Here is a 15,108-nt window from a genome sequence, read left to right on the forward strand (position 1 = left end):
ACCCTTTTCATCGTTGGCGGGTGGCTCGGCAGCGCTGGCAGGGAGGGGCACAGCGGGGTTGGCCGGCCGATCGATGATGGCGCGCAAGAGGCCGCCGATGATGAGCGCGCGCTGCGGCCCTGTCACGCGGCCGGGAGGACGGTTTCCGCTATGGCGAGACCGGCCTGCCGGATCGCCTGGACCAGGGCGTGTTCGCGGCCCGCCGGCCCGTGCGCGAGCACGGCGTAGCCCTCCCACCGCGCCCCGGCCATGACGCCCACGTCGGCCCGCGTCCCGGCGTCCGTGCCGGTCTTGTTCGCCACCCAGACCCCCGCGGCGTACGGCAGGGCCGCCGGCGGGTCGCGGTCCTCGGGTTCGTGCGGGAGCAGCGCGGGGACCAGCGCGCGGTCGGTGTTGTGCGCCATCCAGCCGAGCAGCAGCCGCTGCCACGGCTCGCGCCCGTACGCCAGCGACCGCGTGAGGCCCGCCAGTTCGCGTGCCGTCCCGGTGGCGAAGGACGGCGGATGCTCGGGGAACCGGGGCTCACGGATCTTGTCGTGGATCCGGGTCCTGGCCAGCCCGAGCGCGGCGGCGGCCGCGTCCACCCGGCCGAGCCCGAGCCGCCGCAGCAGCGCGTTGGTCGCGGTGTTGTCGCTGACGGCGGCGGTGAGCAGCGCGAGGTCGCCGGTCGTCCAATCGCGGGCCGACAGGACGGTCAGCAGGCCCGACCCGCCCGCGTAGTCCTCGTCGAGCAGCGTCACGCGCTCGTCGGGGTCCACGACGCCCGCCGCCACGTCCTGCGCGAGCGTCGCGAGCAGCAGCACCTTGCCGGTGCTGGCCAGCGGCAGCACCACGTCCTCGTTCAGGCCGAGCGCCCCGGGCACGCAGACGGCCAGCGTGCCCGGACAGGAGGCCGCCACCTCCTCCAGCCGCACCGCTTCCGACCCGCGGGAGCCGGTGGCGCCCACGCCGCCGGTGGCCTTTCCGCTCATGACCTCGTCCCTCTCACAGGGTCAGTACCTTTCCCGGCCTGGCGCCGGTCTCCTCGCCGCCGCGCACCACGACCTCACCGCCCGCGACGACCGCGTCGATCCCGGCGGGCGGCAGCAGCGGCTCGGTGAACGTCGCCCGGTCGGCCACCGCCGCGGGGTCGAAGACCACCAGGTCGGCGTGCGCTCCGTCGCCGACCACGCCGCGCCCGGTCAGCCCGAAGCGCGCCGCGGCCATCCCGGTCATCTTGTGCACCGCCTCCTCCAGCCGCAGCAGCCCCAGCTCCCGGACATACCGGCCGAGCACCCGGGGGAACGTCCCGGCCCAGCGCGGGTGCGGGCGCCCGCCCGGCTTCGGCACGCCGTCGGAGCCGATCATCGCGTACGGCGCGGCCAGCACCCGCCGCACGTCCTCCTCGACCATCGAGTGACTGATGATCGTCACCTCGCCGGCCTCCGCCACCAGCAGATCGGCGGCCACGTCGAGGGGGTCGGCGCCCGCCGACGCCGCGAGGTCGGCGACGGTCCTGCCCTCGGCCTGCGGGTGGCGGGGCGCGCAGGCGACCGAGATCCGGTCCCAGCCGCCGTTGCCGACCGTGTTCTCCCAGCCGGGCACGCCCTCCGCGATGGCGCGGCGCATGCGGTCGCGCTGGGCGGGGTCGCCGAGCCGCGCCGTGAGCGCCCCCAGGCCGCCGTCGTTCGCCCAGGGCGGCAGCATGGCGGCCAGTGCCGTGCTGCCCGCCGTGTAGGGATAGACGTCACAGGTGACGTCCATGCCCTCGGCGCGCAACGCGGCGATGCGCGGCAGCGTGCGCTCGGTGCGGCCCCAGGCGTACCGTCCCGCGGTCTTGTGGTGCGAGACGTGCAGCGCAGCGCCGCTGCGCCGGGAGATCTCGATCGCCTCCTCCAGCGCCTCCTCGACGCGCGACATCTCGTCCCGCAGGTGGGTGACGTACGGCTTGCCGTGCCGGGCGGCCACCGCCGCCAGCGCCACCACCTCGTCGGTGCCCGCGTACGAGCCCGGGGTGTAGATCAGGCCGGTGGACAGCCCGGCCGCGCCCTGTGCCAGGGAGGCGTCGAGCAGCGCGCACATCGTGCGCAGCTCGTCGGGCCGGGCGGGCCGGTCCACGGGGCCGAGCACGCCCGCCCGGAGCGTGCCGTGGCCGACGAGCGAGGCCAGATGGTTGGCCCGGGGCACCTCGGCGTGCGCGGCGGCGAAGCCCGCGAAGTCGGCGTACGCGCCGACGTCGCCGCCGAAGGTGATCCGCGTCTCTGCCCGCATGGCGGGCAGCCGCTCCGGCAGCCCGGGGAAGAGGCTGGACCCGCAGTTGCCGCAGATCTCGGTGGTCACGCCCTGCAGCACCGACGCCCGCACCAGCGCGGAGCGGCCGCCGGACGGGCCGAGCAGCGTGACGCCGTCGGAGTGCGTGTGCACGTCGACGAATCCGGGGGCGACCACGCGTCCGCGCGCGTCGATCACCTCGGCCGCGCCCGTACGCGGCGCCTCACCCGGAGCCAGCACGGTCAGCCGCCCGGCGGCGACCCCGACGTCGGCGGGCCTGCCGGGACGGCCGGTGCCGTCCACCAGCAGGCCGCCCCGGATGAGCAGATCGAAACCGCTCACTGGACCTGCCCGAGGAAGGCGCGCAGCCGCTCGTGGCGGGGTGCCGCGAGCACCTCGCGCGGGTTGCCGCGTTCGACGATGACGCCGTCGTCCATGAACACGAGCTGGTCGCCGGCCTCGCGGGCGAAGTTCATCTCGTGGGTGACGACCATCATGGTCATGCCGGTCGCCGCGAGGTCCCGCATGACGGCCAGCACCTCCTGCACGAGCTCGGGGTCGAGCGCGCTGGTCGGCTCGTCGAACAGCATCAGGCTGGGCCGCATCGCCAGGCTGCGGGCGATGGCCACCCGCTGCTGCTGGCCGCCGGACAGCTGGGCCGGGTAGTGGTGCCCCCGGTCGGCCAGGCCGACCCGATCGAGCAGCTCCTGCGCCTGCCGCCTGGCCTGGGCGGCGGACGTGCCCAGCACGGTGACCGGCCCCTCCATCACGTTCTCGATCGCGGTGCGGTGCGGAAACAGGTGGAAGCGCTGGAACACCATGCCGATGCCGCGCCGCTGCCGGGACAGCTCGTGGGGGCGCAGCGCGTGCAGCCGGCCGCCGCGCTCGGCGTAGCCCATCAGCTCGCCGTTCACCCAGATCCGGCCCGAGTCGATGGTCTCCAGGCGGTTGACGCAGCGCAGCAGGGTCGACTTGCCCGACCCCGACGGGCCCACGACGCACACCACCTCGCCGGCGGGGACGTCGAGGTCGATGCCCTTGAGCACCTCCAGCGACCCGAAGCACTTGCGGACGGAGCGGATCCGCACCATCGGCTGGTCCTGCGCGTTCACGACAGCTCCTTCGACGACGGGGGCTCCTTCGGCGACAGTGGCTCCTTGGACGACAGGGGCTCCTTGGACGGCAGCGGAGACAGGTTGCGGCGCACCCGGGAGGACAGCCGCACATGCCCGCGCTCGAACCGCTTCTCGATGAAGTGCTGCCCGATGCTCGCGATCGTGGTGAGCACGACGTACCAGATCGAGGCGACCACGAGCATCGCGATGACCTCGAAGTTGCCGAGGTAGATGCGCTGCGCCACGGTCAGCAGCTCGGCCCCGGCGATCACGGAGACCATCGAGGTGGTCTTCAGCATCGAGATGAACTGGTTGCCGGTCGGCGGGATGATCACCCGCATGGCCTGCGGCAGCACCACGCGGCGCAGCACCTGCCGGTGCGACATGCCGAGCGACTCGGCCGCCTCCCGTTGACCCGGGTCGACGGAGCGGATGCCCGCGCGGACGATCTCCGCCATGTACGCGCCCTCGTTGATGGCCAGGCCGAGCAGCGCGGCGGTGAACGGCGTGATGACCGCGTTCGCCTGCCACTCGATCAGCTTGGGCCCGCCGAACGGCACGCCGATCGCGAAGGTGGGGAAGACCAGCCCGATGTTGAACCAGAAGATGAGCTGCACCAGCAGCGGCGTGCCGCGGAAGAACCACGTGTAGAGAGCGGAGGTGCCGCGCAGCACGGGATTGTCCGACAGCTGCATGACGGCGGCCAGCACGCCCAGCGCCAGGCCGATGGCCATGGACAGCACGGTGAGCTGGATCGTGACCCACAGACCGCCGAGGATCCTGCCGTCGGCCAGGTAGGCGACGATGACGTCCCAATGCAGGTTCTCGTTGACGATGACCGTGTAGGCCAGCCAGACGAGGAAGAGGAGGGCGACGGCCGCCCCCAGCCACCGGCCGGGCCGTACGGGACGCACGGCCTCGATCGGCAGCTCGACGCCGGCCGCCTCCTCTCGGGTCACTTCCACGGCTGGGTGTTGACCAGCACGCCGTCGACGGCGTTGGCCGTCACGCCGTACTCGTCCAGCACGGACGTGTAGCCGCCGTCGGCCTGGAGCTCCTCCATCGCCTTGGCGACCGCGTCGCGCAGCGCCGTCTTGCGCTTGTCGATCGCGATGCCCCACGGGCCGGCCTCGTACTGCTCGGGCAGCACGTCGTACTTGCCGGTGTCCTTGGCGTACATGACGGCGACGGGGTAGTCCACGATCGTGGCCACCGCGCGCCCGGAGTCGATCGAGAGCAGGCCGGTGGGCGCGTCCTCGCTCTGCATGATCTTCATCTTCGTGGCGCACTTCTCGTTCTGCTTCTCGCCGATGGCGAGGTTGGAGCTGCCCTTGGCCAGCACCACCGTGCGGCCGCACAGGTCATCGAGGTTCTTGATGCCCTCCGGGTTGCCCTTCTTCACCATGATGGCGCCGCCGGCGTTGAAGTAGTCGACGAAGTCGACCGCGGCGCGCCGCTCCTCGGTGTCGCTCATCGAGGACATCACGATGTCCCAGCGCCCGCCCTGGAGGCCGGGGATGAGCCCGTCGAAGGCCGCGTTGGTGATCGAGAACTTCAGCCCGAGCTTGGCCGCGATGGCGGCGCCGAGGTCGGGGTCGACACCGGTGAGCTCCTGGGTGCCCTTCTTGTACATCTCCATCGGCGGGTAGCCCTCCGACGTGGCGACCCGCAGCGTGCCCGTCTTACGCACGTCCTCGGGAACCAGGTCCTTCGCGGTCTTGCCCGTCGTCGCCGCCGCGTTCTCGCCCGCGGCGGTCCCCGACGACGAACGCCCGCAGCCGCCGGCGAGCGCCGACACGACCAGCGCGCCGACTATGGCCACATATAGGCGCTTTGTCATGGAACCTCCTGTTTTGCGAACGATTGAGCTTATGCTGGCGACAGGAGGTAACAGCCGTAACAATCGTGAACGCTTGTGGTCCTCAGCATCGAAGTCTTCGATGCTGATGGGTCGGGTGCGGCGCAGCCGGTGATCACCGGCCGGTGCACGGACCCCGAGTACTTCACGGCGACTGCAGGGGTTTCTGGCTCGTCGGCCCCAAGAGCCTCTGGTTGTCAGCCCCCGAGCCCGTGCGCCGGGCGGGAGACCGACGCGGCGGGCCGTACGACCGCGACCCGAGGACGGTGGACGGTGGGCTTGCCCTCCGGGCGCGCCCCGGCGGCCCAGCACACCGCGCCCGCGGCGACGGCCGCCACCAGCGCGAGCCATCCGAGGGCCCGCCCCGCGCGCAGGCCGTACCCGCAGGCGAGCCAGTACAGCGACAGCAGCAGCCTGATCCGGCCGCGCGGGCTGCCGAGCCGCCGCATCTCCATGGCGCCGAACGCGAAGTCGGCGGCCACGTGGGTGTCGTCGACTCCCGGCCGCAGCCGCTCGTACAGAACCGCCAGGCGCGCCGGGTCGGGCGCTCGGTCGCCGGCCGGACCTGCCGCGTGTTCGTCGGCGCTCTGCGCCGCCCATCCCCGCCACAGGTGCTCGTCGGCGATGACCCGGCGGCGGCTCCACCACCGTACGGGCGGCCATCCCAGGCGCAGCCCGAGCCCGCCCGGGGGTGCGGCGAACACGCACTCCCGCAGACGCAGACCCTCGGGACGGCGCAGCCCGCCGAGCCCGCATCCCCGCAGGTCCACCCCCGTCAGCGTGAGCGCGTCCGCGTCGAGGCCGTCGAGCGAGGTCACGCGCAGCCGGCCGGAGCGCCGGGTGACCGTCGACAGCCCGGCGAGCGTCGCGTCCCGCAGGTCGACCTCGGCGTCGGACAGCCGTGCGGCGAGCCGCCCGAGGACGGCCGCCGCGCGAAGCACCACGCGGCACCCGCCGGTGTCGATGTGCAACGGCGCGCAGGCCCGTACGCCCGCGAGCGACAGGCGCCGCACGATCCGCATCGGGCCGAGGTAGGCCGCCCCCTCGAAGCGCGCGCCCTGGAACTCGGCGCTCGCCCCGCAGTCCGAGCCGCGGAAGGACACGGCCCGGTGGAACCGGGCGCCGCGGAAGCAGGCGTCCCCGTGGAAGGTGGCCGCGTCGAACGCGGCGAATCCGTGGAACTGTGCTTTCTGGAACGAGGCCTTCTGGACCGAGGCTTGCTGGAACGACGGCTTCTGGATGGAGGCGTTCCCCGCGACCGTGGGCGGCGGGGCGCCGAACCGCGCCGCGCCGAACAGGGCGTCGCCGCGCACCGTGACGTGGTCGAACGTCGCGTGGCCGCACACCCGCGCGTCGTGCAGGGAGAACTCGCGCAGGAACCGGGCCTCGCGGAAGGAGACGTTGCGGAGGAACCGGGCGCCGTAGAACGAGGCGAGGCGGTCGAACCTCGTGTGGTCGAAGGTCGCGTCACCGGCGAAGACGACCTCGCCGAAGCGGGCCGGGCCGGTGAAGACCGCGCGGTCGAACCTCGCCCTGCCCAGGTGGCGCTCCATGCGGTCGAGGACCCGCGCGAGCAGGTCCTCCGACAGGAGGGTGCCACGCAGATCGAGGGCCTGGCCGGGCGTCAGGCCCCGCAGGAGCTCGGCCGCCTCGGCCGGCGTGAGGTGCGCCAGGCATCTGCCGTACGGCTCGTGGGCGACGCCGAGGCACTCGGGCGCGGCGTCACACGTTCTCCAGACCACGTCGAGCGGAGCGATCCGCGACCGGGGTGTCATGGCAACGTCATACCCGATGTCCCGTCTCAGGACGTTAAAGCGTGATGGATAGGTAACAGTGTGTATCCATCGGGCGATCGCCGCCGCGTGGCGTGCCGATCGTTTGCCCTGGACAGGCAGGGGTACCCGACGTGCATGTCTGAGCAGTCGAACTCCACACCGCCACCGCAGACGCAGCCGTATCCCGGCCGGACGGGCGAGATGACGCCCGAGCCCAGGGACGAGATGCGCGACTACACCGGACGCGACCTGCTGGCGGGCAAGCGGGCCCTCGTCACCGGCGGCGACTCCGGCATCGGGCGGGCCGTCGCCGTGGCGTTCGCCAAGGAGGGGGCGGACGTCGCGATCGCCTACCTCACCGAGCACGAGGACGCCGAGCACACCAGGAAGCTGGTGGAGCAGGAGGGCCGCCGCTGCCTGATCGTCCCGGGTGACCTCGCCGACCCCCGCCACTGCGAGGAGGTCGTGGAACGCACGGTCCGCGAGCTCGGCGGGCTCGACGTGCTCGTGAACAACGTGGCCACCCAGTCCCCGGTGCAGTCGTTGGAAGAGCTGTCGAACGAGCAGTGGGAGCGCACCTTCGCGGTGAACATTCACAGCTACTTCTGGGTGACCAAGGCCGCGCTGCGGCACATGCCCGAGGGCGGCTCGATCGTCAACACCTCGTCGATCAACGGGCTGCGCGGCAACAAGACCCTGATCGACTACTCGGCGACCAAGGGCGCGATCAACGCGTTCACCTATTCCATGGCCCAGGTGCTGGTCGAGCGGGGGATCAGGATCAACGCCGTGGCCCCCGGCCCGGTCTGGACGCCGCTCATCCCGTCCACGTTCCCCGAGGAGAAGGTGGAGAAGTTCGGCCGGCAGGCCCCGATGGGCCGGCCGGCCGACCCGGACGAGATCGCTCCCTCGTACGTGTTCTTCGCCGCCAACCGGCTGTCGTCGTACTACACGGGTGAGGTCCTCGCCCCGATCGGCGGCGAGACGCTACCCGGATGACGGCGCCGGCCGACGTTGCGAGTCGATGTCGCGGGCCGATGTCACGGGTCGATGTCACAGGGCCGCCCGAGGTCTTTCCCGGGCGGCCCCTGGACTTCCTTCACCCGTTCTCGCTGAGGCGGCGGCTCTGGTCCTGCAGCTCGTCGATCAGCTTGGAGGCCTCGGCCTTGCTGAGCCCCTCCGTCTCCGGCACGTCCCGCCCGGCCTCCCTGGCCAGCGTGCGCAGGTAGGACTCCTGCGGCGCGGTCATCGGCTCGTCCCCGGTCGCCCACTCCTCGGGGTCCTTCTCCACAGGTCCTCGGTCCATGACTCCTCCATTGTCGAACTGCCGTTCGCTCTACCCGCCGTCGTGGTCCGTAACCTGCGCTCACCGCGCCGCGGGGTGGCGCATGTACCGGGCCCGGGTGAGCTCGGACTCGTCCGGCTCCGCCCGTCGCCGCCGCAGCAGCCGCGCGGCCAGCACACCGCCCGTGACACATCCGGCGGCCAGCGCCGCCGCCGCGGCGAACGCCGAGCCGGCGCGGGTGGACGGAGGCTCCGGCCGTACGGCGCGGGCTCGCCAGGCACGCAGCCACATCGCCTCGGCCGCCGCGTCGAGAAGATAGGTGGGCCGGATGCGGCCCGTGGGCACGTAGACCAGGTCGACGGCGAGCAGCGTCGCCGCCGTGGCCATGCCGAGACGGCGCGCGTGGTCGGCGCCGCCGGGAGTGGACGCGACCCGGATCTGCGTCCATCCGATGCCCACGAGCAGCCCGGCGACGGTGCGCTCCAGCCAGCGGTCGGTCTTCGCGCCGAACACCTTCTCGAAGCTCGGCAGATGCAGCAGCGGCCACAGGCCGCCCGCGATGTTGAAGAGCCCGTGGGCGCGCGCCAGGGCCGCCGCGCCCCTGTCGTCCTGGATGGTCATAGGCCGACGATGCCCGGCCGCAAAACGGACAAACCGGGCTCGGTTCGGCAGGGGGGCCGGGGGTAGGCGCAAATCGAGACAGCCTGGGGGAGGACGCCATGCCCGGAAATATCAAGATTCGGCCACTCGGGGGAGCGGCGGGCTGCCTCCTGATGATCATCATCTCGATCGTCGCGTCGATCCTGCTCACCGTCCTGGCCAACGCCCTGCTCCGATGAGAGGCCCGGCGGGCTCCTCGCGGACGGTGCACCGCCTTTGTCCTCCCGGCCCAATCGCAGGCATTCGCCGCGGGGGCCTCCGGCCGAAGTTGATCGCCCGTTGTGACCCTATATGAGACGGGCCATAATTGCATTAGCCGAAAAGTGCGTTCCGGTTGGCACAATTCTCGCATTCCGCGTACAGATCGCTCGGCCGTGCATTTGCGCGATGACAGATTGAACATTTCGCCTATATCATCGCCGACCGTGGCTGAAAGCGATCTTTCGAGCCCGTCCCTTGTCGATGACCTGTACTTTGTCCTGCACGACAATGTGACGGGTCATCCGTTGCTTCATTCCCGGCTCACGGGGCTGGCGCTGGCCGGCGGGGTCCTCGGTGAACTGATGCTCGCCGAGCGCGTGGCGCTCGACTTCGCGGCGAACCCGGAACGCCTCTACCCGACGGCCGGGGAGATCTCCGGCGACCCGCTCACCCGTGCCGTTCTCGGGCACGTCATCGCCGAACCGCACCATCCGATCGGCACGTGGCTCCTCTTCTTCGCCCGGACGATCTACGCCGACGTCGCCGCCCGGATGATCGCCGCGAAGCTGCTCAAGCCGCCGGTCAGGCACCTGCTGAAGCAGCAGCCCCCCGCCCCTGCGGACATGAACACGGCCGCGTGGCCGCTCGCCCGCCTGAATCTCGCCATCCAGCGGCGCAGGCCGCCGGTGGACCGGGACTGCGTCCTCCTGGGGCTCCTGGTCGCGGCCGGCTGCGCCCAGCGGGTCCTGTCCGAGCACGATCCCCGGTTCGTGGCCGCCGCGACCGCCATGCTTCCCATGCCCCTGCGGAGACTCATCGCCCAGACCAAGGTCGCCGTCGGTCAGGCCGTCATCAGCCGCCGGTGACATCCACCCCCCCTCACTCGGAGTTCCAGGTGTCCCTCACACAGCAACGGCCCAGCGCCGTCACCGCCGCACTGGCCGAGGATCGGCTCGGCGTGCCGTCCATCGTGTTCTTCGTCATCTCCGCGGCGGCGCCGCTGATGGTCGTCGCGGGTTCGGTCCCGACGGCGTACACGGTGACGGGCGTCATCGGTGTCCCGTTCGCATTCCTGATGCTGGGCGCTATTTTCGCGCTATTCGCCGTCGGATACGTGACGATGGCCAGGCACGTGGTGAACGCGGGTGCTTTTTATGCCTATGCGGCCCAAGGGCTCGGCCGGACCCAGGGAGTCGCGACCGCCTGGGTGGCGCTGCTCGCGTACAACGCGCTGCAGCTCGGCCTCTACGGAATCATCGGCTCGGCGGCCGAGCCGCTGCTCGTGGACTGGTTCGGCGGCTCGCCCCCGTGGTGGGTGATCGCGCTCGTGGCCTGGGCGCTGACGGGTGTGCTCGGCCTGCTGCGGGTGGACGTCAACGGAAAGATCCTGTCCATCCTGCTCGTCAGTGAGATCGCCATCGTGCTGCTGTTCGACCTCGGCGACGTGACCCACGTCGCCCCGGAAGGTATCAGCTTCGAGGGCTTCACCCCCGGCGCGCTGTTCGTGCCCGGCGTGGGCGCGGCGCTCGCCACCGTCGTCGCGGGGTTCGCCGGCATCGAGTCGTCGGTGGTCTTCGCCGAGGAGTCCAAGGACCGCCACAGGACCGTGCCTATCGCCACCTACCTGGGCATCGCGATCATCGCCGTGCTGTACTCCGTCTCCGCCTGGGCGCAGACGGTGCCGACCGGGCCGGACAGGATCGTCAAGGCCGCCGAGCAGCAGGGGACCGGGCTCATCTTCAACCAGGCCGCCCTCCACCTCGGCACCGCCGTCTCGACGATCGGCTCGGTGCTGTTCGTGACCAGCAGCATCGCCTGCATGATCGCCTTCCACAACACCACGGCCCGCTACATCTTCGCCCTGGGCCGGGAGAACGTCCTGCCCTCGATCTTCGGCCGCACCTCGGCCCGCACCGCCGCTCCGATCTCCGGGTCGCTGCTGCAGACGGTGCTCGGGCTGATCGTGATCACCGTCTACGCGGTCTCCGGCCTCGACCCGGTCACCAAGATGTTCTTCATCTTCGGCACCTTCGGCGGTCTCGGGCTGCTGGCCCTGCTCACCGTCACCTCGATCTCGGTGATCGTGTTCTTCGCCCGTGATCCGCGAGGGGAGACGGCCTGGCGCACCCGCATAGCCCCGGCCCTGGCCATCGTGGCGCTCTGCGTGATCATCGGCCTCACCCTGATCAACTTCGACACGGTCCTCGGGGTCGAGCCCGACTCGGTCCTCCGTTGGATCCTGCCCGGCATCTTCGTCGTCGCGATCGTCTTCGGCCTCATCTGGGGGCGGGTGCTGAAGTCGATCCGGCCCGAGGTGTACGCCAACATCGGCCTGGGCGCCCAGGCCGTCAACGGGGGTGGCAAGTGACGATCGAGATCACCCGGATGACCGACGCGGCCGCGGCCGGCGGACTCATCGCCGACACCTTCCACACCGACGAGATCACCGGATGGCTCATCCCGCGGGCGGAAGACCGGCTGCCGATGCAGCGGCTGTTCTTCACGATGTGGGCCGCGCACGCGCTTGAGCACGGCGACGTCTACGGCATCCACGAGTCGGGCGAACTGGCCGGTGTGGCGGTCTGGTTCGCCGCGCCGTTCCCCGAGATCTCCGGGGAGCAGGAGGCGATCGCGTCCTTCGCGGGAGACAACGCCGAACGCTACCGCGTCTTCGGGGAACTGGCGGACAAGCTCCACCCCCGGGAGCCGCACCACTATCTGGCGTTCATCGCGCTGGAGCGGGGGAGGACCGGCCGCGGCCTCGGCAGCCTGCTGCTGGAGGAGCATCACCGCAGGCTCGACGCCGAAGGGGTCCCGGCCTACCTGGAGGCGAGCAGCGAGGCGAGCCGGCGGCTCTATCTCCGCCACGGCTACGTCGACATGCCCGAGCTGCTGCGGCTGCCCGGCGGCCCGGTCATGTACCCCATGTGGCGCGAGCCCCGCTCGTCCGCTCAGGCCGGATAGCCGTACCGGCCGGGGACGGGACGGCCGGCTGACCCCTCAGCCGCCGCCCGTCTCCTCGGCCCGGGTGGACACGTACGCTCCCTGTCCCTCGATCGTGTACACGAGGCCCTCGCCGCTGAGCACCTCGACGGCGCGGCGGACGTCCTCGGGGGCGAACCCGTGCTCGCGCACGAGGCGCTCCTCGGACGGCAGGGGGCGGTCGGGCTCGATCCGGCCGTGGACTATCTCCTCGCGGAGCATCGCCGCGAGCCGCCGGTATGCGGGGACCGGCTCCTCGGGATCGCTGGTGACGGCCACGCCCCACCACTGCCCGGCCCCGCCCGATCCAACCCTCGGCTTACGCGCCGTAGACGGCGCCCGCCTCAGTCGCGGGCAGGCTCGGCATGGCGCTCGGTCGCGGGTTCGGGACGGGGCGAGCGCATCGCCGGAGCGGTGAGGGCAACGAACAACGCGAGCACGGCGGGCACCAGCAGCGCGTGCGGAAGGGTGACGGCCTCGGCCAGGCCCCCGATGAGAACGGGCCCGGCGAGGAAGCCGGTGTACCCGAGGCTCGCCACGGCGGCGAGCGCGCGGCCCGACTGAGCCGGATCGCGGTGTCCGGCGGCCGAGAACACCTGCGGGATGATGCACGACAGGCCCGCGCCGAACAGGCCGAATCCGACGACCCCGGCAACCGGGTCGCCGGCGACGATCCCGGCCGCGAGACCGGCCCCGGCGAGACCTCCGCAGCAGCGCACCAGCGTGACAGGCCCCAGCCAGGCGGCGAGGCGGTCCCCGGCGAACCGGCCGGCCGTCATCATGATCGAGAACGCGGCGTACGCGGCCGCGGCGAAACCGGGGGAGGAGCCGAGGTTGTCGCGCAGGTAGACCGAGCCCCAGTCGGCGGCGGCGCCTTCGCCGATCATGCAGCAGAACGCGAGGACGCCGAGGAGCAGCACACCGCCGCCGACGCGCCGGCGCGCGGGCCCGCCTTCGGGGGAGCCCGCCTGCGCCGCCTCCCGCGCCGGGTCGTCGCGCATCGCCCAGCGGGCGCTCAGCAGGGCGATGAGCAGGATCGCCGCGCCCATCGCCGCGAAGGTGACGCCCGGGCTCATCCCGGCGTGGGCGAACATGCCGCCGGCGGACGCTCCGGCGAACCCTCCGACGCTGAACACCGCGTGGAAGGACGACATCATCGATTTCCCCGACGCCCGCTCCACCACCACGGCGTTGGCGTTCATCGCGACGTCGAGCGTGCCGCTGACCGCACCGAACGCGAACAGGGAGAGAGCGAGCGCCGGCAGGCTCGGCATGTAGGCGGGAACCACGAGGACGAGGCCCTGGGCGATGGCCATCGGCAGCATGGTCCGGTAGCTGCCGTAGCGGTCCACCAACCGGCCGACGACCTGCATGCCGGTGATGGCCCCGGCCGCGATGCCGAGCAGCCCCAGGCTGAGCGCGCCGTCGCTCAGCCGCAGGTCCGCCTTGATGGCGGGGATCCGGCTTGTCCAGGTGCCGATGGCCATGCCGGCCAGCAGGAACAGTCCGTAGACGGCCACGCGAGCGCGCAGGAGCGCCGGGCGGGCGGGGGCGGACAGGGCCATGTGGTGCTCCTCAGGGCGCTGAGAGGTTCGTACCGGAAGGTTCGTCTGTGTTTTCGCGGGTGTCGCGGGTGTCGCCGCGGGTGTCGTGGCGGAGCGTGATCGCGGACGGTGGCCGGAGAGAGCGGTGGCCGGAGAGAGCGGTGGCCGGTGCGGGGTTGCGGGGCATCGGGTCCGGCACGCTCGCGTGCGATCGGGGTGTGCGATGGAGAGCTGTGTGGACGGGCTGGGTGAACCGGTTGCGCCGGCGAGCTGTGCGAACGATCAAGGGAGGTGTTCGCGCCTCCCTCGCGGGGACGCCCGGCCTGGCGACCGCTCCGAAGCGGGGACTCGGGGGGCGGGAGTTGGGAGGCGGGATCTGGGGGCGAGACTCCGGGGGGGCAGGATTTGGGGCGTGTTCCGGCCTCGCGCATCCCTCTGACCCGAGGTCGGACGCGGGGTGCGACCCCCGGACGGCGGCACCCTGTGACCCGGACCGACGCGACCCGGACCGACCCGGACCGACCTGACCCGGACCGACGCGACCCGGACCGACGCGACCCGGACGGCGCTGGTTCCCGCGGGGGCGAGGGGGTGCTCAGGTGACCGGAACGGAGGCGGGAACGGTGCGCACGGCGACGCCGGCGGCGGTGAGAGCGTCGTGCTGGTCCCGAGGGATGTTCTCGTCGGTGACGACCACGTCGAGCCGATCGAGCCCGCAGACCGCGCCGAACGCCGTACGGGTGAACTTGCCCGAGTCGCACACGGCGACGACACGGCGGGCTGAGGCGATCGCGGCCTGTTTGATGGCCACCTCGGGCAGGTCGTGCGCGGTCAGGCCGTGTTCGGCCGACAGGCCGCAGCAGCCGATCACCGCGGTGTCGAACCGGAGGGCCTTGATCGACGTCTCGGTGAGCGGTCCCACGAAGTTCATCTCCCCGTGCCGCACCTCGCCGCCGGGCAGGACCAGGCGGATGCGGGGTGCGCCCGCCAGCTCCTGCGCCGCCTGCAGTGCCAGCGGCAGGATGGTCAGACGGCGCTCGTGCACGGCCCTGGCGACCTCGAGCGCGGTCGTGCCGCCGTCGAGCAGCACTGCCTCGCCGTCGGCCAGCAGACCGGCGACCTCGGCGCCGATGCGGCGCTTGGCGTCGATCGCCTCTCGCTCACGCACGCCGAACGGCGGCTCCTCGCCGCGCAACAGCAGGCTCAGGGCGCCGCCGCGAACCCGCCGCACCACCCCTTGCTGGGCGAGTTCGTCCAGGTCACGCCGGATGGTCATCTCCGAGACACCGTATGCCAGCGCCAGTTCGGCCACCGAGACGCTGTCGGACGTACGCAGCGCGTTCATGATGGCCCGGATCCGATCGGCACTTTCCATGCGTGCATTTGAACACAGCCCATGTGCGAAAGCAAATAAATCTACTTTGTAAAGGTGGCAGAC

At 71.8% G+C, this 15,108-nt stretch carries 15 protein-coding genes; 4 read left to right on the forward strand and 11 right to left on the reverse strand.

Annotated elements, in window-relative coordinates; translation table 11 throughout:
• Window positions 1–122 precede the first annotated feature (122 nt).
• The 6 genes from HHX35_RS23155 to HHX35_RS23180 form a co-directional block, all read right to left on the reverse strand.
• A complete protein-coding gene (locus HHX35_RS23155; RefSeq protein ID WP_182900848.1) occupies window positions 123–971 on the reverse strand; it encodes a serine hydrolase in 849 nt (282 codons plus the stop codon).
• A gap of 13 nt (window positions 972–984) precedes the next feature.
• Window positions 985–2,592: an amidohydrolase family protein gene (locus tag HHX35_RS23160; RefSeq protein WP_182900849.1), complete on the reverse strand. Its 1,608-nt coding sequence runs from the start codon at window positions 2,590–2,592 to the stop codon at window positions 985–987.
• Window positions 2,589–3,341, reverse strand: a complete 753-nt coding sequence (locus tag HHX35_RS23165) for an amino acid ABC transporter ATP-binding protein (RefSeq protein WP_182901038.1) — start codon at window positions 3,339–3,341, stop codon at window positions 2,589–2,591. Before HHX35_RS23165 ends, HHX35_RS23160 begins: the two co-directional genes overlap by 4 nt.
• 17 nt (window positions 3,342–3,358) lie before the next feature.
• Window positions 3,359–4,330 carry an amino acid ABC transporter permease gene (locus HHX35_RS23170; RefSeq protein WP_310739244.1) on the reverse strand — a complete coding sequence of 324 codons (972 nt, stop codon included), beginning with the start codon at window positions 4,328–4,330 and terminating at the stop codon, window positions 3,359–3,361.
• Window positions 4,321–5,205, reverse strand: a complete 885-nt coding sequence (locus HHX35_RS23175; RefSeq protein WP_182900850.1) for an ABC transporter substrate-binding protein — start codon at window positions 5,203–5,205, stop codon at window positions 4,321–4,323. The genes HHX35_RS23170 and HHX35_RS23175 overlap by 10 nt, the downstream gene beginning before the upstream one ends.
• Window positions 5,206–5,420: 215 nt before the next feature.
• Window positions 5,421–6,998 (reverse strand): pentapeptide repeat-containing protein, encoded by a 1,578-nt coding sequence (locus HHX35_RS23180; RefSeq protein WP_182900851.1) that lies wholly within the window; start codon window positions 6,996–6,998, stop codon window positions 5,421–5,423.
• Window positions 6,999–7,133: 135 nt separating this feature from the next.
• On the opposite strand from HHX35_RS23180, the gene HHX35_RS23185 reads away from it, so the two are divergent.
• On the forward strand, window positions 7,134–7,997 hold the full coding sequence (locus HHX35_RS23185; RefSeq protein ID WP_182900852.1) for an SDR family oxidoreductase: 864 nt from the start codon (window positions 7,134–7,136) through the stop codon (window positions 7,995–7,997).
• A gap of 100 nt (window positions 7,998–8,097) precedes the next feature.
• Here HHX35_RS23185 and HHX35_RS23190 read toward each other — a convergent pair whose 3' ends face one another.
• On the reverse strand, window positions 8,098–8,304 hold the full coding sequence (locus tag HHX35_RS23190; protein ID WP_182900853.1) for a DUF3072 domain-containing protein: 207 nt from the start codon (window positions 8,302–8,304) through the stop codon (window positions 8,098–8,100).
• Window positions 8,305–8,364: 60 nt separating this feature from the next.
• The gene (locus HHX35_RS23195; RefSeq protein ID WP_220505759.1) at window positions 8,365–8,904 is read right to left on the reverse strand and encodes a hypothetical protein; all 540 of its coding nucleotides are present in this window, start codon (window positions 8,902–8,904) and stop codon (window positions 8,365–8,367) included.
• A gap of 464 nt (window positions 8,905–9,368) precedes the next feature.
• Between HHX35_RS23195 and HHX35_RS23200 the strand changes: the two genes are divergently transcribed.
• Genes HHX35_RS23200 through HHX35_RS23210 form a run of 3 tightly spaced genes read left to right on the forward strand, consistent with a single transcriptional unit; the run spans window position 9,369 to window position 12,108 of the window.
• Entirely contained in the window at window positions 9,369–10,010 is a 642-nt protein-coding gene (locus HHX35_RS23200) for a GPP34 family phosphoprotein (RefSeq protein ID WP_182900854.1), read from the forward strand.
• A gap of 29 nt (window positions 10,011–10,039) precedes the next feature.
• Window positions 10,040–11,512, forward strand: coding sequence for an APC family permease (locus HHX35_RS23205; protein WP_182900855.1), 1,473 nt, complete (start codon window positions 10,040–10,042; stop codon window positions 11,510–11,512).
• On the forward strand, window positions 11,509–12,108 hold the full coding sequence (locus HHX35_RS23210; protein WP_182900856.1) for a GNAT family N-acetyltransferase: 600 nt from the start codon (window positions 11,509–11,511) through the stop codon (window positions 12,106–12,108). The genes HHX35_RS23205 and HHX35_RS23210 overlap by 4 nt, the downstream gene beginning before the upstream one ends.
• 36 nt (window positions 12,109–12,144) lie before the next feature.
• On the opposite strand, the gene HHX35_RS23215 is transcribed toward HHX35_RS23210, so the two are convergent.
• The 3 genes from HHX35_RS23215 to HHX35_RS23225 form a co-directional block, all read right to left on the reverse strand.
• Window positions 12,145–12,405 carry a winged helix-turn-helix domain-containing protein gene (locus HHX35_RS23215; protein WP_220505760.1) on the reverse strand — a complete coding sequence of 87 codons (261 nt, stop codon included), beginning with the start codon at window positions 12,403–12,405 and terminating at the stop codon, window positions 12,145–12,147.
• A 65-nt stretch (window positions 12,406–12,470) separates the two neighbouring features.
• Window positions 12,471–13,691, reverse strand: coding sequence for an MFS transporter (locus tag HHX35_RS23220; RefSeq protein ID WP_182900857.1), 1,221 nt, complete (start codon window positions 13,689–13,691; stop codon window positions 12,471–12,473).
• Window positions 13,692–14,265: 574 nt separating this feature from the next.
• The gene (locus tag HHX35_RS23225) at window positions 14,266–15,045 is read right to left on the reverse strand and encodes a DeoR/GlpR family DNA-binding transcription regulator (RefSeq protein WP_182900858.1); all 780 of its coding nucleotides are present in this window, start codon (window positions 15,043–15,045) and stop codon (window positions 14,266–14,268) included.
• Window positions 15,046–15,108 lie beyond the last annotated feature (63 nt).

The organism is Microbispora sp. H10830 (assembly GCF_014161375.1).
In the GTDB taxonomy this organism is placed as follows: Bacteria; Actinomycetota; Actinomycetes; order Streptosporangiales; family Streptosporangiaceae; genus Microbispora; species Microbispora catharanthi.

Bases quoted from the DNA above. Each gene is read 5' to 3' on its own strand.
- HHX35_RS23155 (WP_182900848.1), bottom strand. From the start codon at position 971: ATGAGCGGAAAGGCCACCGGCGGCGTGGGCGCCACCGGCTCCCGCGGG.
- HHX35_RS23165 (WP_182901038.1), bottom strand. From the start codon at position 3,341: ATGGTGCGGATCCGCTCCGTCCGCAAGTGCTTCGGGTCGCTGGAGGTG.
- HHX35_RS23175 (WP_182900850.1), bottom strand. From the start codon at position 5,205: ATGACAAAGCGCCTATATGTGGCCATAGTCGGCGCGCTGGTCGTGTCG.
- HHX35_RS23180 (WP_182900851.1), bottom strand. From the start codon at position 6,998: ATGACACCCCGGTCGCGGATCGCTCCGCTCGACGTGGTCTGGAGAACG.
- HHX35_RS23185 (WP_182900852.1), top strand. From the start codon at position 7,134: ATGTCTGAGCAGTCGAACTCCACACCGCCACCGCAGACGCAGCCGTAT.
- HHX35_RS23190 (WP_182900853.1), bottom strand. From the start codon at position 8,304: ATGGACCGAGGACCTGTGGAGAAGGACCCCGAGGAGTGGGCGACCGGG.
- HHX35_RS23195 (WP_220505759.1), bottom strand. From the start codon at position 8,904: ATGACCATCCAGGACGACAGGGGCGCGGCGGCCCTGGCGCGCGCCCAC.
- HHX35_RS23220 (WP_182900857.1), bottom strand. From the start codon at position 13,691: ATGGCCCTGTCCGCCCCCGCCCGCCCGGCGCTCCTGCGCGCTCGCGTG.
- HHX35_RS23225 (WP_182900858.1), bottom strand. From the start codon at position 15,045: ATGGAAAGTGCCGATCGGATCCGGGCCATCATGAACGCGCTGCGTACG.